Below are 22,881 nucleotides of genomic sequence, written 5' to 3'. Positions count from 1 at the left end.
CAAACCTGCGTCATCCAGACGTCGGACGTGGGAGGCGATGATGGCCAAGGCCGGGTTTGGAGGGGGATGCCACTGGTGCACGGAAGGGGTGTTCCAGGCGTTGCGCGGCGTCGCCCAGGTCGAACAGGGCTTTGTCCAGTCGGACGCGCCTGCGGACGTCTGGTCGGAAGGGGTGATCGTCACCTTCGATCCCTCGGTCATTCCGTTGGCGACCCTGTGCGAGGTGCACCTCAGAACCCATTCGGCCACCCGGGCGCGCTCGCCGCGCAGCAAGTATCGCAGCGCGATCTACATCTTCGAGGACAGCCAGCGACCCGAAGCCGAACAGGCGATCATCGGCTTCGGGGACGCGTCCGGTAAACCGGTGCACACCCTGGTCCTTCCCTTCAAAGGGTTCAAACCCTCTGACGAGCGCTACCGGAACTACTATCGCACCGACCCGAGCCGACCCTTCTGCCGGCGCTACATCGATCCCAAGCTGGATCTCATCCGACGACACTTTTCAGAGGTGGCGCTCCAGGAAGCGGATCCGATCGCCATGCAGAGCCTCAACAGTCGTGGGGCGCCGCAGGTCCAGGGCGGCGCTGCGACGGCGCCCGACAGTTCTCTTGCTTTAAATCATCAACCAAGGAAATCGAGATGACCGCTTCAGGACGCTTCAATCTACTCCCCCTCGCGCTCGCGCTTTTGGGCCCGCTCTCCCTCTCCGCCGCCCTGGCCGGTCCGACGCCCGTCTCGGCCCAGCAGGTCGTTTCGCAGGGCGCCGACGTCTACCGCCTGCGCATCGGCGCCGTACCGGTCTTCGCCCTCTCCGACGGGTCGGTGCCCATGGATCTTCACGCGCTTCTTCAGCACAGGACGCCGGCTCAGACGGACGCTCTTCTCAAGCTCAATTTCCAGACCAATCCGGTCGAGGCGTCGATCAACGCCTATCTCATCCAGCTGCCGGGCAAACTGGTGCTGATCGACGCGGGCTCAGGCGAGCTGTTCGGCCCCGGCGCCGGAGGCGGTCTGATCGCGAGTCTCGAGCGCGCCGGCTTCGAGCCGGGACAGGTCACCGACATCCTGATCACCCACATCCACTCCGACCACGCGGGCGGGTTGGTCCGGGGCGGCCAGAGGGTCTTCGAGAACGCCACCGTCCACGTCGGCAAGCCTGATCTGGACTTCTTCTTCGATGCGACGGCCCAGCAGCGCACGGGATACGACAAGGCGTATTTCGACGGCGCGGCCACCATGCTGAAGCCCTATCTCGACGCGGACCGCGTCAGCCCCATCATCGCCGACGGCGAGGTCCTTCCCGGAATATTTTCCAGTCTGCATGCGGGCCACACGCCGGGCAGCGCCTTCTTCACCCTGCGGGACGGCGGCGAGGCGCTCATTTTCGTGGGGGACCTCGTCCACTCCACGGCGGTGCAGTTCCCGGATCCCACAGTGACCATCGCCTATGACCTGGACCAGCCGACGGCCGCGAGTGTCAGGGCCGAGGCGTTCGGCGCCTTCGCGCGGGACGAGGTCTTGATCGCCGTGCCGCACGCGGACTTCCCCGGGATCGGTCACGTCCGTCGCGAAGGCGACGGGTACGCCTGGGTGCCGCTCAACTACACCAACCGCCAGCCTGCTGAGCAGTAGGCCTCGCCTTCTGCCTCCCTTCTCACCGGATCAAGGAGGTTCCTGGTGACCTACTGCCTCGGCATTCTCCTCGAAGACGGCCTGGTGCTCGCTTCTGACTCCCGGTCGAACGCCGGGTTCGACCAGATCGTCGAGGTCGGCAAGCTCAACCTGATGCCGCCTGCGCCGGACCGGTTCGTCGCCATCCAGTCCGCCGGAAACCTGGCGACGACCCAGGCGGTCATCACGGCGCTGTGTGAGGCGTTCGGCGGCGGCGACCCCGCGGTGGACATCAAGGCCTGTCGCACGATGTTTGAGGTGGCACGGATCGTTGGCGAGCAGCTGCGGGTGGCGATCGCCCATGACGGGGTCTTCGTAACGTCTTTCGTCGGGCCCGGGGCCGGCCTGCTGGTCTCGGGCCAGATCGCCGGCCAACCACCGCGCCTCTTCCAGATTTATTCGGCGGGGAACTTCGTGGAAGCGACCGGCCGGGCGCCCTTTCTGCAGATCGGAGAGACCAAATACGGCAAGCCGATCCTCGACCGCGCACTCACCGGGTCATGCACCCTGGACGAGGCGGCCAGGCTCGCGATGCTGTCGTTCGACGCCACGATCCGCAGCAACCTTTCCGTGGGCCTCCCCCTCGACGTACTGCTCTACCGGGCGGACAGTTTCTCCGGCGCCCGGCTCGTCACGGTCAGGTCCGACGACCCCTACTGGATCGCGCTTCGGGAGGCCTACGGCAAAGGCCTGGAACGCCTGATCGACAGTCTGGAGCTCCCGCCCAGGAGTTGGCAGCCGCCCGGCGTCGGCGACATGGATTGAACGACGACGCGCCCGGTGTTTCGTCATTCCGGACCTGGAAGGCGACGCCTCCGGCCGGGCGCCGCTCAACTGTATCAACCGTGGTCCCAGCCCGGGAAAGGGCGCCCTTCGGGCGAACCCCCGGCTTGGGTCGTAAGCAGGCCGTGACCCGGCTTGACGATCTCAGGAGTTCAAGGATGTCGAACCCAGGCCCTCCAACGCCGTCACCGCTCGATGCCGCGACCGAGATCTGTCTCCGCATGATCCGCCGCCTTCTCGACCGGGCGGCAGCCCGGAAGCGACAGCTCAACCTGGTCCTTCTGGCGGCGTTGACCGTGTTGTTCCTGGTCACCCTGGTCGCGTTCGGGCTCTCGACGTCGAAGTGACCGGACGGCCGAAGTGGCCGTCGCGCCTGAGTTCGGCCTGTTTCCGGGAACGGTATCGACGAGACGTGCGCGCCTGTCGCCCCTCGGATGCGGTGGGAGAAGATCCGTCGGTCAGGCCGGTATGCGTGCAATCACCTTGATCTCGAAATCGAAGCCCGCCAGCCAGTTGACGCCCAGGGCGGTCACGTTGTGCGGCGGGGACTGGTCCAGGACTCGCGATTTGATCGCCCAGACCCTTTCGAACTGATTTTCGGGATCGGTGTGGAACGTCGTCAGGTCCACGATATCTCCGAAACCGCAGCCGGCTGCGGCCAGGGTGGCCTCAAGGTTGGCGAAGGCAAGTTCCACCTGTTTGGTGAAGTCGGGCTCTGGAGAGCCGTCCTCACGCGCCCCGACCATACCGGATACAAAGAGGAGATCTCCGGAGCGGATCGCCGCGGCGTAGCCATGCTCCCGGAACAGGGCATGGGGGCGGGCGGGGTAGAGAGCTTCACGTTGTGACATCAATGGACTCCTTGTTTGACGCCGATGAGGGACAGGCCGCGGATGGCCACCGCGTGTGAGTGGCGTTCAGGCCGCTTCGCGGTCATGCGCCGCTCCGCCCCTCGGTCATAAACGCCCGGAATTTCGCGCCCTTGAAGCGATGCTGCGCCACGGTCTGGTAGGCCTCGCTGTGGTACCACGCCCGGGCGGCCTGCATGTCGGGAAAGCGGAGGATGACGGCGGCCTCGACAGCGTCGCCTTCGAGCGTCTCGATTGCGCCGTAGGTCGCCAGAAACTCGACCTGATGGCCGTCGAAGGTCTTTCCGACGGCTTGGGAGTAAAGGGCGAGCTCGGCGGCATCCGTCGTCTCGTCGCGCGTGAACACGATATAGGCTGTCATTTGCCGGTGGCTCCCATCCGTCGCCGCGACAAGGCTTCCGAGCGCGGTGTCATGCCGGCAGCTCGAAGCCGAGGGCCGTCAGGGCGGCAACGCAGGCGTCCTGGTCCTGCTGGTAGGTGCCGCCCGAGATGCCGATGCCGCCGATCAGCTTGCCGTCTTCCAGGATCGGATAGCCGCCACCGACAGCGACCATGCGCGGACGATAGGCGAGCGGGGCGACCTTCGGATCGTTGGACACATAGTCGTTCCAGACGTGGGTCGGATAGCCGAAGGACGCCGAGCTCCAGGCCTTGTCGACGGCGACATCGACCGTGAGGAAGGGGGCGTCGTCGGTGCGTTCGAAGGCGCGCAGATAGCCTGTGGCGTCCACGACGGCGACGGCGGCGGGGATGCCGATGTCCTTCGCCGCCGAAAGGGCGGCGGCGATGAGGGCCGTGGCGGACTCGCGGTTGATGGAGGCCGTGGCGATGGACTTGCGGGTCATGGGGGCTCCTTCGCCCGTGCGGGATGCACGGGCATGATGGCGGTTGAACTCGGGGACGCGGAGACTGGTGGGCGGTCAAAAGCCTTCGAGGACGACCTTGCCTCGAGTGGCTCCGCTTTCGAGCGACGCGTGCGCCCGCTTCAGGTTAGCCGCGTTGATAGGCGACAGCCGCTCGGTCAGCGTGGTGCGGATCTTTCCCTCATCAACCAGGTCGGCGACGGCGTTCAGAATCCGGCCCTGCTCGTCCATGTCCGGCGTCTGGTAGATGGAACGGGTGAACATCAGCTCGTGATGGATCGACACCGCCTTGCGTTTGAAGGCCATGATCTCGAAGGTCTTGGGATCGTCGATGAAGGCGAAGCGGCCCTGGGGCGCGATCAGCTCAGCGACATCGCCGGCATGCTGTTCGGTGTGAGTGGTCGAGAAGACGAAGGCGGGCGCGCCGACGCCGAGATCGGCGATCTGCGGCGCGAGCGGCTTCGAATGGTCGATCACATGATGAGCGCCGAGCCCGCGGACCCAGTCGAGGGTTTCTGGCCGCGACGCGGTCGCGATCACGGTGAGGTCCGTCCGCTGGCGTGCGATCTGGACGGCGATGGAGCCGACCCCGCCCGCGCCGCCGATGATGAGAACGGCGGAGGCCGCGCCGGGAACCGCCTTCGTCACGTTCAGTCGGTCGAACAGGGCCTCCCAGGCCGTCAGGGCCGTCAACGGGAGCGCCGCCGCTTCCGCCCAGTCGAGCGAGGCGGGCTTGCGGCCGACGATGCGCTCATCGACCAGATGCAGCTCGGCGTTCGTGCCTGGACGGATGATCGAGCCCGCATAGAAGACTTCGTCGCCCGCCTTGAACAGCGTGGCATCCGGCCCTGCGGCGACGACGACGCCGGAGGCGTCCCACCCCAGAACCTTCCAGGCGTCGCCCTCAGGCGCCGAGCTGCCGCGAACCTTGTAGTCGACCGGGTTGACCGACACGGCCCGCACCTGGACGAGGAGGTCGCGCCCCGTCGCCACGGGATCCGGAAGGTCGATATCGACGAGCGATGCGTCCTCCGTGATCGGACCCGGCGTCCTGTATCCGATGGCTTTCACAAGGATCTCCAACACCTGTTTCTAGAGGGACGCCTTCGATGTCTTCGTCGAGCGTATCGGTCGAAACTTTTACTCAAAACTGCAGCGACGCCAGCGGAAAACTCGCGCTCGGACAAGATGACGTCCGACACTCCAGCACTCGGCGCCAGGCTCACTACCGCTTGTCTTGCCCAGCCATCGCGGAGACTATCGCAGCGCGTCCCGGATTTATCCAATGCACTGTGCGTATAGTTTCCATACTGCCGAAGACACTATCGTCTTGGAGCGGCCCAACGCGTTCATGAAGCGGGGCAACGCGTCTTTCGGACCAGACGCGTCCGGTCCAAACCGCGTCGACTATGATCGGGCATGACGGCATGGTCCCGCCTCCAAGGAGTACCGATATGATGATCGAGGCCTTCCAGATCGACATACCGGACGCCGACCTTCGCGATCTTCACGATCGGCTGGCGGCCACCCGGTGGCCCGGACCCGCGCTGTCGCCGGCCTGGGAGGACGGCTCGGACCTCGTCTTCATGAAGCGCCTGGCGGCCCATTGGGGCGACGGGTTCGACTGGCGCGCGCAGGAACGCCGTCTGAACGCCCTGCCCCAGTTCATGGCCGCCCTGGACGGGCAGGACATCCATTTCGTCCATGCCCGCGGGGAGGGTCCGAGCCCCATGCCGCTCATCCTCACGCATGGATGGCCGGGCTCCTTTCTGGAGTTCGAACAGATCCTGCCCCTGCTCACCCATCCCAGCCGCTTCGGGGGCGACGCGGCAGACGCCTTCGACATCGTGATCCCGTCTCTGCCGGGGTTTGGATTCTCACCCGCAGCGACGCGTTCGGGAACATCGCCGCGCCGCATTGCGGGTCTGTGGGTCGAGCTTATGCGAGGCCTTGGATACGGGCGTTTCGGCGTTCAGGGCGGCGACATCGGGGCTGGGGTGTCGGTCTGGGCGGCAAGGCTGTTCCCGGAGGCGGTCGCGGCGATCCACCTCAACTACATTCCCGGCAGCTACCAGCCGCCCCTGTCTCCCGAGGCGGCGCCCCTGTCGCGGGAGGAAGCGGCCTTCCAGCTCACGGCGGCGGACTGGTCGAAGGCCGAGGGCGCCTACGCCCATATCCACGCCACCAGGCCTCAGACCCTCGCCTACGTACTGACGGATTCCCCCATCGGACTGGCGGCCTGGCTGATCGAGAAATCTCAGTCCTGGAGCGATTGCGACGGGAATCTCGAGCGGGTGTTCGATCTGGACCACCTCCTCACCACCCTGTCGCTCTACTGGTTCTCCGGCGCCGCGGGCGATGCGGTCCGGATCTACAAGGAGGGCGCTCTGGATCCCCTCGTCTTCCATCACGGCGAGCGGATCACATCGCCGCTCAGCGTGGCGCTGTTCCCCCGCGAGTTGCCGATGCCGCCCCGATCTTGGGTGGAGAGGGTCTTCGATGTTCGGCGATGGACGGTGATGCCCGCCGGCGGTCACTTCGCAGCGGCCGAACAGCCCCGGGTGCTCGCGGAAGACATCAGGGCCGCGATGCGAACAGTACGATGAGGTTTACCGTAAGGCCGATGATGACGTCAGACGCCCATTGATCGTTCCACGGCGCCGGCGAGCAGAGCCGCGATCAACCGCCGAGCTGCGATCGTGATCAGGCGCCCGGCCGGATCGGTTCGTGGGCAACACTGTGGCGGGCGACGCGTTGACGGGACGCAGCGCAGAGGCTGCGCTTTCCAAGGCCGTCATATGCGCTGTGTTCTGGGTTCGGTTCTCGTCGCTGCGGGTCTGTTGTCCTCCGCCATTCTGTTCGCCCCGAACCGGGCCGACGCGGCCAGTTTCGACTGCGCCCGGGCGCGATCGGCCAGCGAGCGCGCAATCTGTGGGAACCGCTCGCTTGAGGATCGCGACGTCAAGATGGCGACCCTCTATTCGGTCGTGCGCCAGTTCCAGGGCGGGATGGGCGCGCTGGCTGCGATGCGCGATCGCCAGAGCGAATGGCTGGGCCAACGCGAACTCTGCGGGGCCAACATCGCCTGTATCCGCCGGTCGTACGATGTTCGGATCGCTGAGCTGGAGCGCGGGGTCACAGCGGCGGCCGGGCGCTGACCGACCGGTTGAGGCGTCACAGCCTGCGCTCCGGCGGCGGAAGCGGCGGGTGACGACCTTCAGGGCTTGGCGCGAAGACGCGCCTCGAGCAGATCGATGTCACGGATCATTCGGAGTGCGGCCTCGCCGTTCACCTCGCGCTCGCGCGCCGCCCGGAAGATCTCGGCCCGTTCGGCCTTGAGCCCGGCCAGCCTCAACCGGCTTTCGATCCTCGCCGTGCGTCTCGCGATCGCCTCCGTCTCGATGGATTGAAGCCGGCCGTCGATGCGCCGACGGTAGTGATCCATGATCCGGGCCGAGGCGTCGGTGTAGAGGTCGGCGTCCGCCTGGTCTTCCGCAAGTCGGTGCTGCTCGGCTTCGATGGCCTGGATGGCGGCCTCGGAGGCGGCGGTGCGGACGCTCTGGATCTGCGCGTCGTGGGACGGCTCCGGCGGTAGTTCCAGATGTTCGAGCAGGCGGGGGAGACCGATGGTGGCGACGATCATCGAGACGATGATGACCCCCGCGGCGAGGAAGATGGCGAGGTCCCGTGCGGGGAAGGCCGTTCCGTCGAGCAGGGTCATGGGCAGGGTCAGGACGCCGGCCAGGGTGATGGCGCCGCGCACGCCGGCGAACGACATGGCCGCGACGAGGCGCAGTCCCACACGTTGCGGGGGCGCTTCGGCGTGGCGTCTGAACCAGGTCAGTTTCAGCGACGTCCAGACCCAGGCGAAACGCAGGGCGCCGAGGGCCAGGCTGATGGCCAGGACGTAGACGCCAAGCCACCACACCTCGACATGGCCGGTCATGCGCACCGTCTCGTGAGCCTGGGCGATAATGCCGGGCAGCTGCTCGCCCAGAAGCACGAAGATGACGCCATTGGCGGCGAACTGGACGACATCCCACACTGCCGTGCGCTGCACGCGGGTCGCGGCGAGCGCCTGCCCGCCCTGCTCCGTGAACCCCATGGTCACGCCCGCCGCGACGGCGGCGAGGATGCCGGAGCAGTGCAGTTCCTCCGCCAGGAGGTAGGCGCCGAACGGGATCAGAAGACTGACGAGGATCTGGGCGCTCGTGTCCTCACCGAGCTGGGTTGCGAGCCATGTCTTTCCTTTGGAGATCAGCCAGGTCAGGGCGATCCCGATCGCGACGCCGCCGAGGGCGACCCAGAGGAAAGACCCGATCGCCTGTTGAAGCGAGAAGGATCCGGTCAGCATCGCTGCGACCGCGAAACGCATGCAGACCAGTCCGGACGCGTCGTTGAGCAGGGACTCGCCCTCAAGGATGTGCATCATCCGCTTGGGAATCCGCGTTCGCGCGGCGATCGCGGAAACGGCAATCGGATCCGTCGGCGAGACCACCGCCGCGAGGGCGAACGCGACCGGCAGCGGCATGGCGGGGATCAGCCAGTGGATGAAAAGCCCCACGCCGAGCACGGTCAGGATGACCAGGCCGAGGGCCAGTTCGATGATGGTGCTGCGATCGCGCAGCAGGTCGTCCTTTGGGATGCGCCACCCGTCGAGGAACAGGAGAGGCGGCAGGAAGAGGACGAAGAATATCTCGGGATCCAGGGTGACGGTGGGCGCCATCGAGAGCGCCACCGCGACGCCCAGCACGATCTGCACCAGGGGCAGGGGCGCGCGGGTCAGACGCGCGAGCTTGCCGCTGACGACGACCGCGAGAAGCAGGAAGAGGATGGTTCCGACGGAGTCCATGCCTCTGCCTAGGACGCCCTCAACCGGCTAGCCAGCGATCTGACCGCCAGGCGGCTGTTTTGTGGCCTGAACCTGTCGGATCGCGATCGCCCACGGCGCCGAGGACCGGGTCACCGATACGGTCGAGGCGGTGACCGGGCGCAGGCCGAAGACATTCGCGGCGTTCCCTCTGGAGACCGGACCGCGCTGGAAACTCTGAGACGACAGGTGTCCTCCGCCATGGCGAAGGCCCATCTAAAAGCATAGGTGACCTTGTGGGACGCGGAACATCCAGTGCGTCCCGCAAGATCATCTTCGAGGCCGCCGACGTCCCATGATGCTTTCCCTTTACGACACCCTGCATCGCGAGAAGCGTGAGTTCAGGCCGCGGAATCCCGATCGGGTGACCCTCTATGTCTGCGGACCGACCGTCTATGACTACGCCCATATCGGCAATGCCCGCCCGCCGGTGGTGTTCGACGTGCTGGTGCGGCTGCTGCGGCGCGAATACGGCGCGGACAGCGTCATCTATGCCCGCAACGTCACCGACGTGGACGACAAGATCAATGCGAAGGCGCATCGGGAAGGCGTGCCGATCGGCGACGTCACGGCCCGCTACGAGGCCGCCTACCTCGCCGACATGGGGCTGCTGAACGTCTCGCCGCCGGACATCGCGCCCCATGTCACGGACCACATCGAGGCCATGGTCGCCCAGATCGGCCAGATCATCGACGCCGGCTGCGCCTATGCGGCCGAAGGCCATGTGCTGTTCGATGTCTCGAGCTACCCGGCCTACGGCGCCCTGTCGGGGCGGAACCTCGACGACATGATCGCCGGGGCGCGGGTCGAGGTCGCGCCCTACAAGAAGAACCCGCACGACTTCGTCCTGTGGAAACCATCCAAACCCGACGAACCGTCCTGGCCGTCACCCTGGGGCGAGGGACGGCCCGGCTGGCATATCGGATGCTCGTCCATGATCGAGGCGGTCCTGGGCCTGCCGATCGACATCCACGGCGGCGGCATCGATCTGGTCTTCCCCCACCATGAGAACGAGATCGCCCAGGGGGTCTGCGCCCACGGCCATGCCCAAGAGACGACCGCGCCCGCCGAATACAGCCGCTACTGGATGCACAACGGCTTCCTGACGATGGACGCCGAGAAGATGGCCAAGTCGGTCGGCAATGTCCTGCTGCTGCACGATTTGGTGCAGACGATCCCGGGCGAGGTGGTCCGCTGGGCGCTTCTGTCGGCCCACTACCGTCAGCCGCTCGACTGGAACCAGGCGCTGCTGGATCAGTCGCGGAAGAACCTGGACCGCCTGTATGGAGCCTTGCGCCGCGCAGAGGGGGTGGAAGCACTGGGCGACAAGCCATCGCCCGAGTTTCTTGAGGCCATCTCGGACGACCTGAACACGCCGGGCGCCATGGCGACCCTGTTCGCCCTGTCGAGCGAGATCGAGCGGGCCATGACGGCTGGCGATCTGAACGCCGTGGGGATCGCCAAGGCCAACCTGCTGGCCGCCGGGCGGATCATGGGGGTGCTGCTGTCCACGCCCGACCAGTGGTTCGAGGGCGGCGCAGACGATGCGCTGAGGGCCGAGGTCGAGGCCCTCCTAGGCGAAAGAGTCCGGGCGCGCGCCGCCAGGGACTGGCCCGCCGCCGACCGCATCCGCGACCGCCTGACCGAACTCAACGTCGTGGTGATGGATTCGCCCACCGGCGCGACCTGGCGGTTGAACGAATCATCGTCGTCCGTCCCCAGCCAGACGGCGAATCCTTTCCAAGGAGAAGATCATGACTGACACCCTCGACCTTTCACACTGGATCAACGGCGAGAAGGTCTCCTCCGAGCGTCCGGGCGAGAGCCTCAATCCCTCCAACACCAACGAGATCGTGGCTCGCGTGCCCCAGGGCGCGGCGGCCGAGGTGGACGCCGCCGTCGCGGCGGCGAAGGCGGCTTTCCCCGCCTGGTCAGAGGCCTCGCCCGAGGTGCGCTCGGACATCCTCGACAGGGCGTCCAACATCCTGATGGACCGCCGCGAGCAAGTCGGCCGGCTTATGGCGCGCGAAGAGGGCAAGACGCTGCAGGAAAGCATCGGCGAGACCGCGCGGTCGGCACGCATCCTGAAGTATTTCGCGGGCGAGGCGCTGCGCGTCCATGGGCAGAACCTGATGTCGGTACGCCCCGGGGTGGAGATCCAGACCTATCGCCAGGCGGTCGGCGTGTTTGGCCTGATCACGCCGTGGAATTTTCCCGTCGCCATTCCTGCCTGGAAGATCGCGCCGGCGATCGCGTTCGGCAACACAGTCGTCATAAAGCCCGCCGGGTTCTCATCCGCGACGGCCGAGGCCCTGGTCGCCATTCTGCACGAGGCGGGACTGCCCAGGGGGGTCGTCAATATGGTGATTGGAGAAGCGGAAGTCGGGCGGGCGATCGTGGCCCACAAGGACGTCGACGGTCTCAGCTTCACCGGATCTCAGGGTGTCGGCGCCAGCGTCGGCAAGGGTGCGATGGAGCGCCAGGCGCGGGTGCAGCTTGAGATGGGCGGGAAGAACCCCCTTGTCATCCTGGACGACGCGGATCTGGAGCGCGCCGTCGCCATCGCCCTCGATGGTTCGTTCTTCTCCACCGGTCAGCGCTGCACCGCCTCCAGCCGACTGATCGTGCAGGACGGCATCCACGATCGCTTCGTGCAGATGCTGGGAGAGAAGGTCCGCGCGCTGAAGGTCGGCGACGCGCTCGATCCCGTCACCCAGATGGGTCCGGCCGTGTCCGAGAAGCAGATGGAGAACAGCTACAGATACATCGACATCGCCCGTTCGGCCGGCGGCCGGATCGTCACCGGTGGAGAGCGACTGACCCTCGACAATCCCGGCTGGTACGTCCAGCCGACCCTGATCGCCGACACCGACGCGACCTCGCAGATCAACAACGAGGAGGTCTTCGGCCCCGTCGCCTCGACGATCCGGGTCAAGGACTACGAAGAGGCCCTCGGGATAGCGAACGGGGTTGAGTTCGGCCTGTCGGCGGGCATCGCCACGACGTCGTTGAAATACGCCCGCGACTTCCAGCGCCGCGCCCAGGCCGGAATGGTCATGGTCAACCTGCCCACCGCCGGCGTGGAATATCACGTGCCGTTCGGCGGATCCAAGAAGTCCAGCTATGGCGCGCGGGAACAGGGTTTCGCAGCGGTTGAGTTCTTTACCCAGCAGAAAACAGCCTACAGCTGGAGCTGAGCGCGCTTCGGCGCGCCCCTCCTCGGTGAGAAAAGCGCCTTGGGCTTGCCCACCTCGCGTGGCGGTTACGAGCGGAGTCTTCCCGCACCGGTTCATCTCTTCAACCAGCGCCCAACAGCGCCCAGCCCATACTGTATGCTTGGCGCATACATAAGGTGATGCTACGGTTTTGCTCAGCGACGGCAGCCGCCGCGTTCCAGTCCTGGAGAGCTCATGTCACGCATCGCCGTCACCGCCCGTGAAGACACCCCTGCTGCTGCCCAGCCCCTGCTCGATGCGGTTGAGAAGCAACTGGGCATTGTACCGAACATGTTCCGCCTGATCGCCCTCAGCCCGCCGGTGCTGCAGGGGTTCCTGGGCTTGAGCGGCGCGCTTGCCAAGACTCTGAACGTCAAGACCCGTGAGCGCATTGCCCTCGCCGTCGCGCAGATCAACGGCTGCGACTACTGCCTGTCGGCGCATACCTACATTGGCCTGAACATGGCGAAAATCGACGCCGACGAGATCGCGCTCAATCGCGGTGGAGCCTCGTCGGACCCGATGGCCAACGCCGCCGTGGCGTTTGCCGCAGCAGTGACCCGTTCGCGCGGCCATGTTTCGGACGCCGACATCGCGGCTGTTCGCGACGCCGGCTACACCGACGCCCAGATCGTCGAGATCGTCGGCGTGGTCGTCGAGAACGTCTTCACCAACTTCCTGAACAACGTCGCCGGGACCGAGATCGACTTCCCCGTTGTCCGCGCCGCCGAACTGGCGTGATCGGATCCCCCGCCGGCGGCCAGGCGCCGCTGTCGGGGCGTCGCCCCAAGCAGGCTCAATCGCCGTGACGTCGCGCCGAGGGTATGACCGTTGATCAGGACGCCGTACTCGGCAGGGGCGCATCGCGAAGGTTGTCGACCAGGGTCCCATAGGCGGGATCGTCCCGGGTGACGTCCGACAACCGACGTTCCAGATCCCGGAACGCGTCCAGGACGAGGCGCCCCTCCTCAGTAAGACAGGCGCCCTGGGCAGGCCCGCCGCGCGTGGCGCTTACAAGCGGGGTCTTCCAGCACCGGTTCATCTCATCCACCAGCGCCCAGCAGCGTTTGTAGCTCATCTGCAGAGCCCGTCCCGCTGCCGAGATGGAGCCCGTCGCCGTGATGGCCTCCAGGACGGCGGCCTTGCCCGGCCCCATGGCGCTGGTTTCCGCGCTCATGACCTGGAGTCTCAGTTTAACCGGACCGATCCGTGTCAGCATCTTCCGCCTCCTCGCATTCCCCGTGATCCTCTTAGGCCCCCCAGTCGGGTGACAGGAAGACTGTCGACTGGAAAGGGACCGGCTCTCCGGAGAGCTTCAGCGTTTCGGGACCAAGACCTCCACCCTTGCCCCGGCCTCCAGCGCTGGTGCGCCGGGGAGACGGCGCACCAACGCGTTGGCGGCCGCCATCACCGTGACGAGGGAGGAGTCCTGTTCGCTCATCGGACGGACGCGGCGCACGCCATCAGGACCGTTATCGACGATGGCGCGCATATAGTGTTCGCGCGGACCATTGGCGGAAAGCGGGCCGTCGAGAACGGCAAGGCCCGTGTCCGGAGCCGCCGTTCCGCCCTGGAGGGCGGCGATCAGGGGGGCCAGGAACAGCTCCGCACAGACCAGGGCGGAGGCGGGATTGCCGGGCAGGCCAAGCAAGGGTCGGCCGTCGGCCAGATGCGCGAACCAGACAGGCTTGCCGGGACGCATGGCGACGCCTTCGACCGAAAGCACCCCGCCGGCCGATCGGATCACCGGCTTGACGCGATCATGATCGCCGACCGAGGCGCCGCCGACGGTCACCAGAAGATCGAACACTCCGGCATCCACGGCGGCCAGAATGGAGGCGTCATTGTCCCTCGCCCGGCCAAGAAGGGTTGGCGTCCCGCCGCTGCGGCGCACGAAGGCCGCCAGGGCCGGGCCGCACGCGTCGTAGATCTGGTGCGGGCCGGCGGGCTCTCCGGGGGCGACGAGTTCGTCGCCGGTCGAAAGAATTGCGACGACTGGCCGGCGTCGGCAGGTCACCGTCGCTCGCCCCGCCGAGGCGGCGAGGGCCAGGCGCCAGGGATTGAGCCGCGTTCCCGGCTCGAGGAGGATCGCGCCGGCGCGGAAGTCGCATCCCTGCGGACGCACCCAAGCGGGGCCGTCCGGCGCGGCGGCCAGAACGACCGTCTCGTTCCGACGTTTCGCCTCTTCCTGGATCACCACCCGGTCGGTCCCGGGCGGCAGGGCAGCACCGGTGAAGATGCGGGCGGCCTGGCCCGATTGAACGGTCACGCCGGCGTCGTGGCCTGCGGCGCTCTCGCCGACGATCTGGAGGCGCGCGCCCAGGCGGACGTCCACGCTTCTAACCGCCCAGCCGTCCATGGCCGAGGCGTCGAACGGGGGCTGATCGCGTCCGGCCGTGACCGGTTCCGCCAGCCAGCTGCCGTCCGCCTCCGCCAGGGGCACGGCTTCCGCCGTCAGCGGGACGATCGCCGAGAGCATGGTCGCGCGGGCGTTCTCGACGGACGGCAGGCTCATGCCCGCCTCCAGTCGCCGGAGGCCCCGCCGGACTTGGCCAGAAGGGCGATGTCGGTGACGATCATTTCGCGGTCGACCGCCTTGAGCATGTCGTAGAGGGTGAGGAGGGCCACGGACGCCGCCGTCAGGGCCTCCATCTCGACCCCGGTCTGGCCCTGGGTCCGGGCCGTCGCCGTCGCCTCGAGACCCGATCCGTCCTCGGTCGGGCGGACAGCGACCTTGACCGAAGTCAGCATCAGGGGGTGACACATGGGGATCAGGTCGGAGGTTCGCTTCGCCGCCATGACGCCGGCGATCTCGGCCACGGCGCGCACGTCGCCCTTCTTGCCGCCGCCCGACAAGGCGAGCGCCAGGGTTTCAGGCCGCATGGTGATCCGGCCGCGCGCCGTCGCCTCGCGTGTCGTCACCGCCTTTCCCGAGACGTCGACCATGCGGGCGCGTCCGTCGGCGTCGATATGGGTGAGTGCGGCCCCGACGGGTGTCTTCGGATCCGGCATCATCGCTCCAGCAGCCGGGGCATCAGCTCGACCATGTTGCAGGGCTTGTGACGGCTGTCGAGTTGCCAGCGGATGACCTTGTCCCAGCCGTCGCGGATGGCCCCGTTCGATCCCGGCAGGCAGAACACGAACACACCGTCGATCAGGCCTGCGGTCGCGCGGGACTGGAGGGTCGACAGGCCGATGGTCTGGTAGCTGACCTGGTGAAAGATCACCGAGAAGCCGTCGATCCGCTTGTCGAACAAGGGCTCGAGCGCCTCCGGCGTGACGTCCCGGCCCGTCAGGCCGGTGCCGCCGGTGGTGATGATCGCGTCCACCGCACCGTCGGCGATCCAGCGCCGCACCCGCGCACGGATGGCTTCGACGTCGTCCGGAACGATGTCGCGCAGGACGGGGCTGTGCCCGGCTTCGGCGATCCGGTCGGCCAGGATCTTGCCGGAGGTGTCGCTCTCCTCGTCCCTGGTGTCGGAGATGGTGAGGACGGCGATCCGCACCGGCGTGAATGGCAGGTCGACCAGACGACCACCGGGGGCGGGTGGCTGCAGGTCGGGATGGGTGTCGGTCATGGGGTCTCCTCGGCCCAGCGGGCCAGATCGGCGTGGTCCTGGTCCCGGGGTTCGATCCAGAGGCGGCCGTCCGGACCGTCCTCCCGCTTCCAGAACGGCGCCCGGGTCTTGAAATGGTCCATGAGGAAGTCGGCGGCCTCGAAGGCGGGCCGTCTGTGCGCGGCGGCGACGGCGACGAAGATCACCGGCTCGCCGACGTTGATCCTGCCCCAGCGGTGCACGGTCAGGGCGTCCTGGATCTCGAAGCGCGCGCGGGCGTCGGCCTCGATCTCCTCCATCACCCGTTCGGTGAAACCGGGGTAGGCTTCAAGGGTCAGGGTGTCGACGGTCCGGTCGCCGGTTCGGCCGCGGGTCAGGCCGGTGAAGGAGACCACAGCCCCGGTGTCGAGGCGATCGCGGCTGAAGTCCTGCAACAGGGCGGCGGCGTCGAGCGGATCCTGGGTGATGCGGATCAAGGCGTCAGCCTCCGCCGACCGGAGAGCCGAAGGCCACCTCGTCCTCCGGGCCGATCGCCAGCTCGTCGCTGCGCAGGCTGAACGGGGTGAGGGTGGTGTTGAGGATCACCAGGGTGCTGCGATGATCGAGATGTTCGGCGAGACGGCCGTTGTCGCCCGCGGCCGCCGCCTTGATCTCGCCGAGGGTCGCGCCGTCGAGCGTCGCCTCGCTCCAGCCGGCGATGTCCCCGAGGGTCCCGAACAGTTTCACGACCGCCATCTCATCCTCCCGTCGTCGACATGGTGCGCAGCACCGCCGGCGCGGCGCCCGGACGGTCGATCCTGAAGTCGTGCCCCCTGGGCTTGAAGCCGATCGCGGTCCGGATCGCCTCGCACAGCGGCGCGTCGTCTCCGGGATGGTCGCGCAGGACCTGGCGCAGGTCCGCCTGATCGTCCTGGCCCAGGCAGAGGAAGAGCTGGCCGGTGCAGGTCACCCGCACCCGGTTGCAGGCCTCGCAGAAGGTGTGGCTCAGCGGGGTGATGAAGCCCAGCGTCCCGCCGGTCTCCTCGACCTCCATATAGCGGGCCGGACCGCTGGTGCGTCGCGTCGATGGTGTCAGGGTCCAGATCCGGCCCAGGTCCTCGCGGACCGTGGCGAGGGACAGGTACTGGTCCGTGCGATCGGCGCCGATCTCGCCCAGCGGCATGGTCTCGATCAGGGTGATGTCCATGCCCAGGCCATGGGCCCAGCGGATCAGGTCGGGGAGTTCGTCGGCGTTGTCGCCCTTCAGGGCGACGGTATTGATCTTGACGCTCAGTCCCGCCGCGCGGGCCGCCGCCAATCCGTCCATCACCACGTTCAGGTCGCCGCCGCGGGTGATGCGCCGGAACGTGTCAGGGTCGAGCGTGTCCAGCGAGACGTTGATGCGGCGCACGCCATGACCGGCGAGCGTCTCGGCGTGACGCGCGAGCTGGGTCCCGTTGGTGGTGAGGGTGATCTCCTCGAGATCGCCGGCCCTGAGGCGACGGGACAGGGCGGCGACGAGATCCATCATCCCCTTGCGGACCAGGGGTTCGCCGCCGGTCAGACGGAGCCGGCGGCAGCCGAGGTCGATGAAGGCGCCGCACATCCGCTCGAGCTCCTCCAGGCTGAGGAGGTCGGCCTTGGGCAGGAAGACCGGGTTCTCGGCCATGCAGTAGAGGCAGCGCAGGTCGCAGCGGTCAGTCACCGAGATCCGGACATAGTTGACCGTGCGGCCGAACGGATCGACCAGCGAAGCCGGAGCGACGACGCCGGTCGGCATCGCTCTGTCAGATTGGTAGATGACCGTCATGTTCCGGCGACTATAACGGGTCTTCACTGAAGGGCGCGTTCTTTCCTCTCATGACCTGGACCTTCCCGAAGACGGTGCTGGCCGGCCTGGTCTTCGTCGCCATCGCGGCCTGCACCCCTGCGCCATCCTCCGGATCAGGGGCCACCGTGACCGTCTTTGCAGCGGCCTCCCTGACCGACGCCCTGACCGAGATCGCCGCCGACTACGAACGCGCCGGAGGGACCCGTGTCCGGCTGTCGTTCGGCGCCAGCGGTGCGGTGGCGCGTCAGGTCCAGGCCGGCGCGCCGGCCGATGTGGTCATCCTGGCCGACCCGATCTGGATGGACCGACTGGCCGCCGCGGGACGCTTGGGCCGGCAACGCTTCGACCTGCTCGCCAACGCCCTGGTGGTGATCGCCCCGGTCGACGCCGCGGCGAGCCAGGACGTCTTCGAAGTCCTTTCCGGCGGCGGACGTCTCGCCATCGGGGACCCGGAGAGCGTGCCCGCCGGCGCCTACGCCCGGACCTGGCTGCAGGCCACGGGTCGTTGGGAGGCCGTCCGGGATCGCCTTGTCTTCGCGGCGGACGTGCGCGGCGTGCGCGCTTTCGTCGCCCGACACGAAGCGGCGCTGGGGATCGTCTATCGCAGTGACGTCGTGGGGCAGGACGAGGTCAGGATCGTGCTGGAGCCCCCGCCTCCGGAGCAGCCCGCGATCGTCTACCCGGCGGCCGAGACGGCGGACGGCGGGACGGAGGGACGGGCCTTTCTGGACTATCTGCGCACGCCGCGGGCGGCGGCGGTCTTCCGTCGTCACGGCTTCGAGCCGGTCGCCTGAATGTTCGAGCCCCTCTCCGCCTTCGAGCTCGAGGCGCTCTGGCTGTCCCTCAAGGTCGCCACGGCCTCCCTGGCGGTCTGCCTGCCACTTGGCCTGGCCCTGGCCCTGATCCTCGCCCGGGGCCGATTCCCCGGCCGCTGGATCATCGAGGCGGCCGTCAACATCCCTCTCGTCCTGCCGCCGGTCGTGACGGGACTGATCCTGCTCAGCCTGTTCGGCGTCAGGGGGCCGATCGGACGGGCGCTATACGAGGTCTTCGGCGTCTCCCTGGCCTTCCACTGGACGGGGGCGGCCCTCGCCGCGACCATCATGGCGCTTCCGCTGGTCGTGCGACCTTTGCGGCTGGCGATCGAGGGTGTGGATCGCGGGCTTGAGGACGCTGCAGCGGTGCTGGGCGCGCCACCCCTGTCGGTGTTCGCCCGCATCACCCTGCCTCTGGCGGCGCCCGGTCTCGTCGGGGCGGGGCTGCTGGGGTTCGCCCGCGCATTCGGTGAGTTCGGCGCCACGGTGACGTTCGCCGGCGCCATCCCCGGCGAGACCCAGACCTTGCCGCTGGCCATCTATTCCGTGCTCCAGAGCCCGGGCGGCGACCAGGTCGCGCTGCGCCTGTCCGTCGTGGCCGTGCTGGTTTCCGTCGTGGCCGTCGTCGGTTCGGAGATGTGCAACCGCCGAATCCTGCAGGCGAGGCGGGCATGACCCTGTCCTGTCACGCCGCCGGGCGCCGGGGCGACTTCGCCTTCGACATCGGGTTCGACAGCTCCGCCCGGGCGGTCGCGGTCGTGGGCCCCTCGGGCTGCGGCAAGACCACGTTTCTCCACGGTCTCGCAGGGCTTCTCGGCGACAGCACGGCCCGCGTGCGGATCGACGGAGACGTCCTCCTCGACGACGCGGTGCTCCGTCGGCCGGCTCACCGGCGATCGATCGGCTATGTGTTTCAGGACGTCCGGCTGTTCCCGCACATGACCGTCGAGGAGAACATCGCCTTCGCCCGGCCCTACGGCGGAGATGAACTGACCGTCGGCCATGCGCTCGATCTCATGGACCTTCGGGGCTTCGAGCGCCGCCGACCCGCCAGCCTGTCGGGCGGGGAAGCGCGCCGCGTGGCCCTTGCCCGGGCCTTTGCCGCGCGACCCAAACTGCTTCTGCTGGACGAGCCCTTCACCGGTCTCGACGTGCGGCGTCGCGAGCGGCTGGCGCCCTATCTCCTGCGTCTGCGGGAGGAGGCCGCGCTGCCGATGATCATCGTTTCCCACGACCCCCGGGACTTGGATCTGATCGCGGAGGATGTCGTCCACATCGCCGAGGGCGTCGAGATGACAGTCGCCGATAACCGGTGCTGACGCGGTGCGGCGGTTGAGGACGTCCGCAGAGGGTCCGGTCTTTGACAGAGCCTGCTCGTGACTTCTACCGTGAACGCCTGCGGTCGGCTGTCCAGCGTTTCAACGCTTCAACAGCTGGAGATCGCCCGTAAGGGCTGCGCCGGCGTTCCATCGGGTGTCGCCGCTTCTTCTGTCTCAGGCTCTGAGTAGCGCCAGAGCGACCGAAGGATCGGCGCTTTCTTCGAACAGCGACACCGTCCAGCCCGCCGCTTCCGCCAGTTCCGTGACCGAGGCGCGGGTGTATTTGCGCGAGCTCTCGGTGTGGATGGTCTCGCCCCTGGAGAAGGCGATCACCGTGTCGCCGATGGCCACATGTTGGTCGCGGATCGAACGCAGGTGCATCTCCATGCGCGATTCCGCCGGATTCCACAGCGCCAGATGCTCGAAGGCGTCGAGGTCGAAGTCGGCGCCCAGCTCGGCATTGGCCCGAACGAGCAGGTTCCTGTTGAAAGCCGCGGTCACGCCCTGGGCGTCGTCATAGGCGGCGACCAGCAGTTCGGGCGCCTTGACCAGATCGACGCCGAGAATGAACAGCGAGCCATCGTCCAGCCGGGCGCGCGCGACCTTGAGGAACTCGACCGCGGCGTCGCGATCCAGATTGCCGATGGTCGAGCCGGGGAAGAAGCCGATGCGACGACCCCGGCCCAGTTCCGGCAGCGCCGGCAGGTTCAGGAAATCGCCGACGACCGGCACGACCTCAATGGAGGGATAGGCCTCGGTAATCCGCTCCGCCGCCTCGTTCAGGGCGTCTGAGCTGATGTCGATGGGGATATAGGTCGAAAGGGCCGGGGCCGCGTCCAGCAGAATGCGGGTCTTTTCGCTGGCCCCCGAACCGAACTCGACCAGAACGGCGTTGTCGCCGAAATCCTGCGTCAGGCGCGGGGCCAGCGCCTTGAGCAACGAGGCCTCCTGCCGCGTCGGATAGTATTCCGGCAGGCGGGTGATGTCCTCGAAAAGGCGCGAGCCCTCGGCGTCGTAGAACCATTTCGGCGAGACCGCCTTCTGGGGTTTCGACAGGCCGGCGATGAGCTCCGCGCGGAACTCCGCTGTCTCGTCATTTTCGTCAGCCCTTGATGGGTCGGCGACAATGTCTTCGGCAAGCCTGAGGCCCATGAACGCCCACCTTTGATGCGGATAAAAGAAATTGCGATAGGTCGCGCGGGCGTGGCCCGGCGGCATGGCGAAGCATGACCCGCGCAGGATCATCTGATTGGCCATGAACTTGCCGTTGTACTCGGACGCCGTGCCGTCGGTCGGGCGGAACCCGGGATAGGGAGCGTAGGCGCTGGCGGTGTGTTGCCAGACCTCGCCGAACAGGTTGGAGAACGGCGCGGCGTCGGTGACGGCGGCGTGTTCCCACTCGGCCTCGGTCGGCAGACGCTTGCCGGCCCAGCGCGCGTAGGCGTCGGCCTCGTAGAAACTAATGTGACGAACAGGGGCCGATGGATCGACCGGCGCAGCGCCGGCAAGACCGAAGACGGACCAGCCGGCTTCCGCCGCATGCCAGTACAGCGGTGCAATCCACTGCTCGGCCTTCACCGTGGCCCAGCCATCGGCGAGCCAGAGCTCGGGACGGGAATAACCGTCGTCCTCGATGAAGCGGATCCAGTCGGCGTTGGTGACGAGGTCATTGGCGAGGGTGTATGGGCGCAGCAAGGTCTGGTGCGCCGGGCCCTCGTTGTCGAAGGCGAAGCCCTCGCCATCATGGCCGATGGTGATCAGACCGCCGTTGAGACGGGTCACGCCGCCGACGGAGGGCTGGACCGGGGCCTCGCGAGGCTCGATGTCATAGGCGGCGGGATCGAGCGGCGACCGCGACATCAGATAGAGCAGATCCATCAGGAACAGTTCCTGATGCTGCTGGTCGTGATGCAGGCCGAGGACGAACAGGTAGCGGTCCGCGCCCGAGGTCAGGCCACGTGACAGGCGGTCGATCATGCGGCGGTCGATCTCGCGGCGGTAGGCGAGGACATCGTCGAGGTTGGGGCGGGTCATCAGGCCGCGCTCGTGCCGGTTCACCCGATGGCCGAGCGCTTCGTAGTAGGAGTTGAACAGCTGCTGGAAGCGCGGATCTACGGGCTGATATCCCGGCTCGTTGGACAGGATCATCGCCTCGAAGAACCAACTGGTATGGGCAAGATGCCACTTGCCGGGGCTGGCGTCAGCCATCGGCTGGGCGGCGAGGTCCTCGGCCGAGAGACCCGCGGCCAGTTCGGTCATGCGATCGCGGACGGCGCGGTAAGCCGCAACGTCGTTCGACCAGGACGACTGAAACTGCGGGAGCTCGCTCATGATCGCGACGGGCTTTCGGCAACCGTCCGCCAATCAGCAAGGCGCCGCCTGGCCGTCCTGTCGCGCGATTGCGTGGCGGCTCTCAACTCAGGCCCTGGCCAGGGCGCTGGCCGCCTTCCCGTCATACTGGCCGCCGAAGCTGGTCTTCAGGTGCGCCATGATCGTCCCGACGTTGGCCCCGGGGTTCCTGGCCCGGAAGTCGTTGATGGCCTCGCGCAGTTCCGATTCCGTCATCTGCTTCGGGCCATAGGCGGACAGGATCGCGAGTTCGGTTTCAGCCGCCCCGACCCGCTCGTCCACCTTCGACACATCGCCACCAGCCTGGATCAGACGCGCGCGCTCGGTCGCGAGGTTCTCCAGCGTCAGCTTCGTGTTCTTCGAGAACTTCGCGACGGTTGCGACAACCTTCTCGTCGGTGACCTTCGTCACGCCGCGCTTGAATTCCTCGGTCGTGATCTGGGTCGCCTCGCCGATCAATGTGGTCAGCACATCAGCCTTAAGGCGGTCGCCCAGCTTGCGCGCCGCCAGTTGGTCCGCTTTGATTTCGTCGAGTAAATCCATATCCATATCCCTTCAGTTCATCTGTTCGATCCTGCCCCGCTAGGCTTGAATATGGGCGGAGACGGTCAGGCTCGGAAGAAGCGTCGCCTTCCAGCGGAGACGCGTCCGGGTTTGGTCTGCCCGCACGCCGCTGGCCATCGGGTGGACGACGACGCTGCTCGGCCGTCGCAGACCTCCGGACCGGCATGGACCTCCGGCGCAGAACCGCGGATGCGTT

At 67.3% G+C, this 22,881-nt stretch carries 26 protein-coding genes; 12 read left to right on the top strand and 14 right to left on the bottom strand.

Annotated elements, in window-relative coordinates; all coding sequences use genetic code 11:
* Positions 1 to 40 precede the first annotated feature (40 nt).
* The 4 genes from RTY13_RS09855 (at position 41) to RTY13_RS09840 (ending at position 2,801) form a co-directional block, all read left to right on the top strand.
* Positions 41 to 643, top strand: coding sequence for a peptide-methionine (S)-S-oxide reductase (locus RTY13_RS09855; RefSeq protein ID WP_312783058.1), 603 nt, complete (start codon positions 41 to 43; stop codon positions 641 to 643).
* Between the two features lie 44 nt (positions 644 to 687).
* Entirely contained in the window at positions 688 to 1,632 is a 945-nt protein-coding gene (locus RTY13_RS09850; protein ID WP_312783056.1) for an MBL fold metallo-hydrolase, read from the top strand.
* A gap of 45 nt (positions 1,633 to 1,677) precedes the next feature.
* Complete coding sequence (locus RTY13_RS09845; RefSeq protein WP_312783054.1) at positions 1,678 to 2,436, top strand: hypothetical protein; 759 nt, start codon at positions 1,678 to 1,680, stop codon at positions 2,434 to 2,436.
* Positions 2,437 to 2,675: 239 nt separating this feature from the next.
* On the top strand, positions 2,676 to 2,801 hold the full coding sequence (locus RTY13_RS09840) for a hypothetical protein (protein ID WP_312783052.1): 126 nt from the start codon (positions 2,676 to 2,678) through the stop codon (positions 2,799 to 2,801).
* Between the two features lie 111 nt (positions 2,802 to 2,912).
* Here RTY13_RS09840 and RTY13_RS09835 read toward each other — a convergent pair whose 3' ends face one another.
* From RTY13_RS09835 to RTY13_RS09820, 4 genes are all read right to left on the bottom strand, one after another.
* Entirely contained in the window at positions 2,913 to 3,305 is a 393-nt protein-coding gene (locus RTY13_RS09835) for a RidA family protein (RefSeq protein ID WP_312783050.1), read from the bottom strand.
* 82 nt (positions 3,306 to 3,387) lie between these two features.
* Positions 3,388 to 3,684: a DUF1330 domain-containing protein gene (locus RTY13_RS09830; protein WP_312783048.1), complete on the bottom strand. Its 297-nt coding sequence runs from the start codon at positions 3,682 to 3,684 to the stop codon at positions 3,388 to 3,390.
* 49 nt (positions 3,685 to 3,733) lie between these two features.
* Positions 3,734 to 4,168 carry a GlcG/HbpS family heme-binding protein gene (locus RTY13_RS09825; RefSeq protein WP_312783046.1) on the bottom strand — a complete coding sequence of 145 codons (435 nt, stop codon included), beginning with the start codon at positions 4,166 to 4,168 and terminating at the stop codon, positions 3,734 to 3,736.
* 75 nt (positions 4,169 to 4,243) lie between these two features.
* Complete coding sequence (locus tag RTY13_RS09820) at positions 4,244 to 5,257, bottom strand: zinc-binding alcohol dehydrogenase family protein (protein ID WP_409450303.1); 1,014 nt, start codon at positions 5,255 to 5,257, stop codon at positions 4,244 to 4,246.
* 383 nt (positions 5,258 to 5,640) lie between these two features.
* On the opposite strand from RTY13_RS09820, the gene RTY13_RS09815 reads away from it, so the two are divergent.
* Together RTY13_RS09815 and RTY13_RS09810 are read left to right on the top strand one after the other, a co-directional pair.
* Positions 5,641 to 6,792, top strand: a complete 1,152-nt coding sequence (locus tag RTY13_RS09815) for an epoxide hydrolase (protein WP_312783042.1) — start codon at positions 5,641 to 5,643, stop codon at positions 6,790 to 6,792.
* Between the two features lie 192 nt (positions 6,793 to 6,984).
* Entirely contained in the window at positions 6,985 to 7,344 is a 360-nt protein-coding gene (locus tag RTY13_RS09810) for a hypothetical protein (protein WP_312783040.1), read from the top strand.
* A gap of 59 nt (positions 7,345 to 7,403) precedes the next feature.
* Here RTY13_RS09810 and RTY13_RS09805 read toward each other — a convergent pair whose 3' ends face one another.
* Positions 7,404 to 9,038 carry a Na+/H+ antiporter gene (locus RTY13_RS09805; RefSeq protein ID WP_312783039.1) on the bottom strand — a complete coding sequence of 545 codons (1,635 nt, stop codon included), beginning with the start codon at positions 9,036 to 9,038 and terminating at the stop codon, positions 7,404 to 7,406.
* A 313-nt stretch (positions 9,039 to 9,351) separates the two neighbouring features.
* Here RTY13_RS09805 and cysS point away from each other — a divergent pair, with 313 nt between their 5' ends.
* From cysS to RTY13_RS09790, 3 genes are all read left to right on the top strand, one after another.
* Positions 9,352 to 10,818 carry a cysteine--tRNA ligase gene (gene cysS, locus RTY13_RS09800; protein WP_312783037.1) on the top strand — a complete coding sequence of 489 codons (1,467 nt, stop codon included), beginning with the start codon at positions 9,352 to 9,354 and terminating at the stop codon, positions 10,816 to 10,818.
* Positions 10,811 to 12,253 (top strand): aldehyde dehydrogenase family protein, encoded by a 1,443-nt coding sequence (locus RTY13_RS09795; protein WP_312783036.1) that lies wholly within the window; start codon positions 10,811 to 10,813, stop codon positions 12,251 to 12,253. Before cysS ends, RTY13_RS09795 begins: the two co-directional genes overlap by 8 nt.
* Before the next feature lie 213 nt (positions 12,254 to 12,466).
* Positions 12,467 to 13,012 carry a carboxymuconolactone decarboxylase family protein gene (locus tag RTY13_RS09790; protein WP_312783035.1) on the top strand — a complete coding sequence of 182 codons (546 nt, stop codon included), beginning with the start codon at positions 12,467 to 12,469 and terminating at the stop codon, positions 13,010 to 13,012.
* 94 nt (positions 13,013 to 13,106) lie between these two features.
* Here the strand turns inward: RTY13_RS09790 and RTY13_RS09785 are convergent, their stop codons facing one another.
* From RTY13_RS09785 to moaA, 7 genes are all read right to left on the bottom strand, one after another.
* Complete coding sequence (locus tag RTY13_RS09785; protein ID WP_312783033.1) at positions 13,107 to 13,448, bottom strand: LysR family transcriptional regulator; 342 nt, start codon at positions 13,446 to 13,448, stop codon at positions 13,107 to 13,109.
* 138 nt (positions 13,449 to 13,586) lie between these two features.
* Positions 13,587 to 14,786 (bottom strand): gephyrin-like molybdotransferase Glp, encoded by a 1,200-nt coding sequence (gene glp / locus RTY13_RS09780; protein ID WP_312783031.1) that lies wholly within the window; start codon positions 14,784 to 14,786, stop codon positions 13,587 to 13,589.
* Positions 14,783 to 15,283: a cyclic pyranopterin monophosphate synthase MoaC gene (moaC, locus tag RTY13_RS09775; RefSeq protein WP_312783030.1), complete on the bottom strand. Its 501-nt coding sequence runs from the start codon at positions 15,281 to 15,283 to the stop codon at positions 14,783 to 14,785. The genes glp and moaC overlap by 4 nt, the downstream gene beginning before the upstream one ends.
* Positions 15,283 to 15,849: a molybdenum cofactor biosynthesis protein B gene (moaB, locus tag RTY13_RS09770; protein WP_312783029.1), complete on the bottom strand. Its 567-nt coding sequence runs from the start codon at positions 15,847 to 15,849 to the stop codon at positions 15,283 to 15,285. The genes moaC and moaB overlap by 1 nt, the downstream gene beginning before the upstream one ends.
* Positions 15,846 to 16,304 carry a molybdenum cofactor biosynthesis protein MoaE gene (locus RTY13_RS09765; protein WP_312783028.1) on the bottom strand — a complete coding sequence of 153 codons (459 nt, stop codon included), beginning with the start codon at positions 16,302 to 16,304 and terminating at the stop codon, positions 15,846 to 15,848. Before RTY13_RS09765 ends, moaB begins: the two co-directional genes overlap by 4 nt.
* A 4-nt stretch (positions 16,305 to 16,308) precedes the next feature.
* On the bottom strand, positions 16,309 to 16,563 hold the full coding sequence (locus tag RTY13_RS09760) for a MoaD/ThiS family protein (RefSeq protein WP_312783027.1): 255 nt from the start codon (positions 16,561 to 16,563) through the stop codon (positions 16,309 to 16,311).
* Position 16,564: 1 nt separating this feature from the next.
* Entirely contained in the window at positions 16,565 to 17,617 is a 1,053-nt protein-coding gene (moaA, locus tag RTY13_RS09755; protein WP_312783026.1) for a GTP 3',8-cyclase MoaA, read from the bottom strand.
* Positions 17,618 to 17,667: 50 nt separating this feature from the next.
* Between moaA and modA the strand changes: the two genes are divergently transcribed.
* From modA to RTY13_RS09740, 3 genes are read left to right on the top strand one after another with little or no spacing between them, the layout of a single operon-like run.
* A complete protein-coding gene (gene modA, locus RTY13_RS09750; RefSeq protein ID WP_312783025.1) occupies positions 17,668 to 18,432 on the top strand; it encodes a molybdate ABC transporter substrate-binding protein in 765 nt (254 codons plus the stop codon).
* Complete coding sequence (modB, locus tag RTY13_RS09745; RefSeq protein ID WP_312783024.1) at positions 18,433 to 19,128, top strand: molybdate ABC transporter permease subunit; 696 nt, start codon at positions 18,433 to 18,435, stop codon at positions 19,126 to 19,128.
* On the top strand, positions 19,125 to 19,772 hold the full coding sequence (locus RTY13_RS09740; RefSeq protein WP_312783023.1) for an ATP-binding cassette domain-containing protein: 648 nt from the start codon (positions 19,125 to 19,127) through the stop codon (positions 19,770 to 19,772). The genes modB and RTY13_RS09740 overlap by 4 nt, the downstream gene beginning before the upstream one ends.
* Before the next feature lie 174 nt (positions 19,773 to 19,946).
* On the opposite strand, the gene egtB is transcribed toward RTY13_RS09740, so the two are convergent.
* Together egtB and RTY13_RS09730 are read right to left on the bottom strand one after the other, a co-directional pair.
* The gene (egtB, locus tag RTY13_RS09735; RefSeq protein WP_312783022.1) at positions 19,947 to 22,103 is read right to left on the bottom strand and encodes an ergothioneine biosynthesis protein EgtB; all 2,157 of its coding nucleotides are present in this window, start codon (positions 22,101 to 22,103) and stop codon (positions 19,947 to 19,949) included.
* Positions 22,104 to 22,190: 87 nt separating this feature from the next.
* A complete protein-coding gene (locus tag RTY13_RS09730) occupies positions 22,191 to 22,664 on the bottom strand; it encodes a GatB/YqeY domain-containing protein (protein ID WP_312783021.1) in 474 nt (157 codons plus the stop codon).
* Between the last annotated feature and the right edge of the window lie 217 nt (positions 22,665 to 22,881).

It is taken from the genome of Brevundimonas sp. (genome assembly GCF_032055285.1).
Lineage (GTDB): Bacteria > Pseudomonadota > Alphaproteobacteria > Caulobacterales > Caulobacteraceae > Brevundimonas.
The sequence above is the reverse complement of the archived record's forward strand: the minus strand, read 5'-3'. Positions and strand labels throughout refer to the sequence as shown.

Bases quoted from the DNA above. Each gene is read 5' to 3' on its own strand.
- RTY13_RS09805 (WP_312783039.1), bottom strand. From the start codon at position 9,038: ATGGACTCCGTCGGAACCATCCTCTTCCTGCTTCTCGCGGTCGTCGTC.
- cysS (WP_312783037.1), top strand. From the start codon at position 9,352: ATGATGCTTTCCCTTTACGACACCCTGCATCGCGAGAAGCGTGAGTTC.
- egtB (WP_312783022.1), bottom strand. From the start codon at position 22,103: ATGAGCGAGCTCCCGCAGTTTCAGTCGTCCTGGTCGAACGACGTTGCG.
- RTY13_RS09855 (WP_312783058.1), top strand. From the start codon at position 41: ATGGCCAAGGCCGGGTTTGGAGGGGGATGCCACTGGTGCACGGAAGGG.
- RTY13_RS09810 (WP_312783040.1), top strand. From the start codon at position 6,985: ATGCGCTGTGTTCTGGGTTCGGTTCTCGTCGCTGCGGGTCTGTTGTCC.
- RTY13_RS09760 (WP_312783027.1), bottom strand. From the start codon at position 16,563: ATGGCGGTCGTGAAACTGTTCGGGACCCTCGGGGACATCGCCGGCTGG.
- RTY13_RS09835 (WP_312783050.1), bottom strand. From the start codon at position 3,305: ATGTCACAACGTGAAGCTCTCTACCCCGCCCGCCCCCATGCCCTGTTC.
- glp (WP_312783031.1), bottom strand. From the start codon at position 14,786: ATGAGCCTGCCGTCCGTCGAGAACGCCCGCGCGACCATGCTCTCGGCG.
- RTY13_RS09815 (WP_312783042.1), top strand. From the start codon at position 5,641: ATGATGATCGAGGCCTTCCAGATCGACATACCGGACGCCGACCTTCGC.
- moaC (WP_312783030.1), bottom strand. From the start codon at position 15,283: ATGCCGGATCCGAAGACACCCGTCGGGGCCGCACTCACCCATATCGAC.
- RTY13_RS09740 (WP_312783023.1), top strand. From the start codon at position 19,125: ATGACCCTGTCCTGTCACGCCGCCGGGCGCCGGGGCGACTTCGCCTTC.
- RTY13_RS09790 (WP_312783035.1), top strand. From the start codon at position 12,467: ATGTCACGCATCGCCGTCACCGCCCGTGAAGACACCCCTGCTGCTGCC.
- RTY13_RS09795 (WP_312783036.1), top strand. From the start codon at position 10,811: ATGACTGACACCCTCGACCTTTCACACTGGATCAACGGCGAGAAGGTC.
- moaB (WP_312783029.1), bottom strand. From the start codon at position 15,849: ATGACCGACACCCATCCCGACCTGCAGCCACCCGCCCCCGGTGGTCGT.
- RTY13_RS09825 (WP_312783046.1), bottom strand. From the start codon at position 4,168: ATGACCCGCAAGTCCATCGCCACGGCCTCCATCAACCGCGAGTCCGCC.
- modB (WP_312783024.1), top strand. From the start codon at position 18,433: ATGTTCGAGCCCCTCTCCGCCTTCGAGCTCGAGGCGCTCTGGCTGTCC.
- RTY13_RS09830 (WP_312783048.1), bottom strand. From the start codon at position 3,684: ATGACAGCCTATATCGTGTTCACGCGCGACGAGACGACGGATGCCGCC.
- moaA (WP_312783026.1), bottom strand. From the start codon at position 17,617: ATGACGGTCATCTACCAATCTGACAGAGCGATGCCGACCGGCGTCGTC.
- RTY13_RS09730 (WP_312783021.1), bottom strand. From the start codon at position 22,664: ATGGATTTACTCGACGAAATCAAAGCGGACCAACTGGCGGCGCGCAAG.
- modA (WP_312783025.1), top strand. From the start codon at position 17,668: ATGACCTGGACCTTCCCGAAGACGGTGCTGGCCGGCCTGGTCTTCGTC.
- RTY13_RS09785 (WP_312783033.1), bottom strand. From the start codon at position 13,448: ATGAGCGCGGAAACCAGCGCCATGGGGCCGGGCAAGGCCGCCGTCCTG.
- RTY13_RS09840 (WP_312783052.1), top strand. From the start codon at position 2,676: ATGATCCGCCGCCTTCTCGACCGGGCGGCAGCCCGGAAGCGACAGCTC.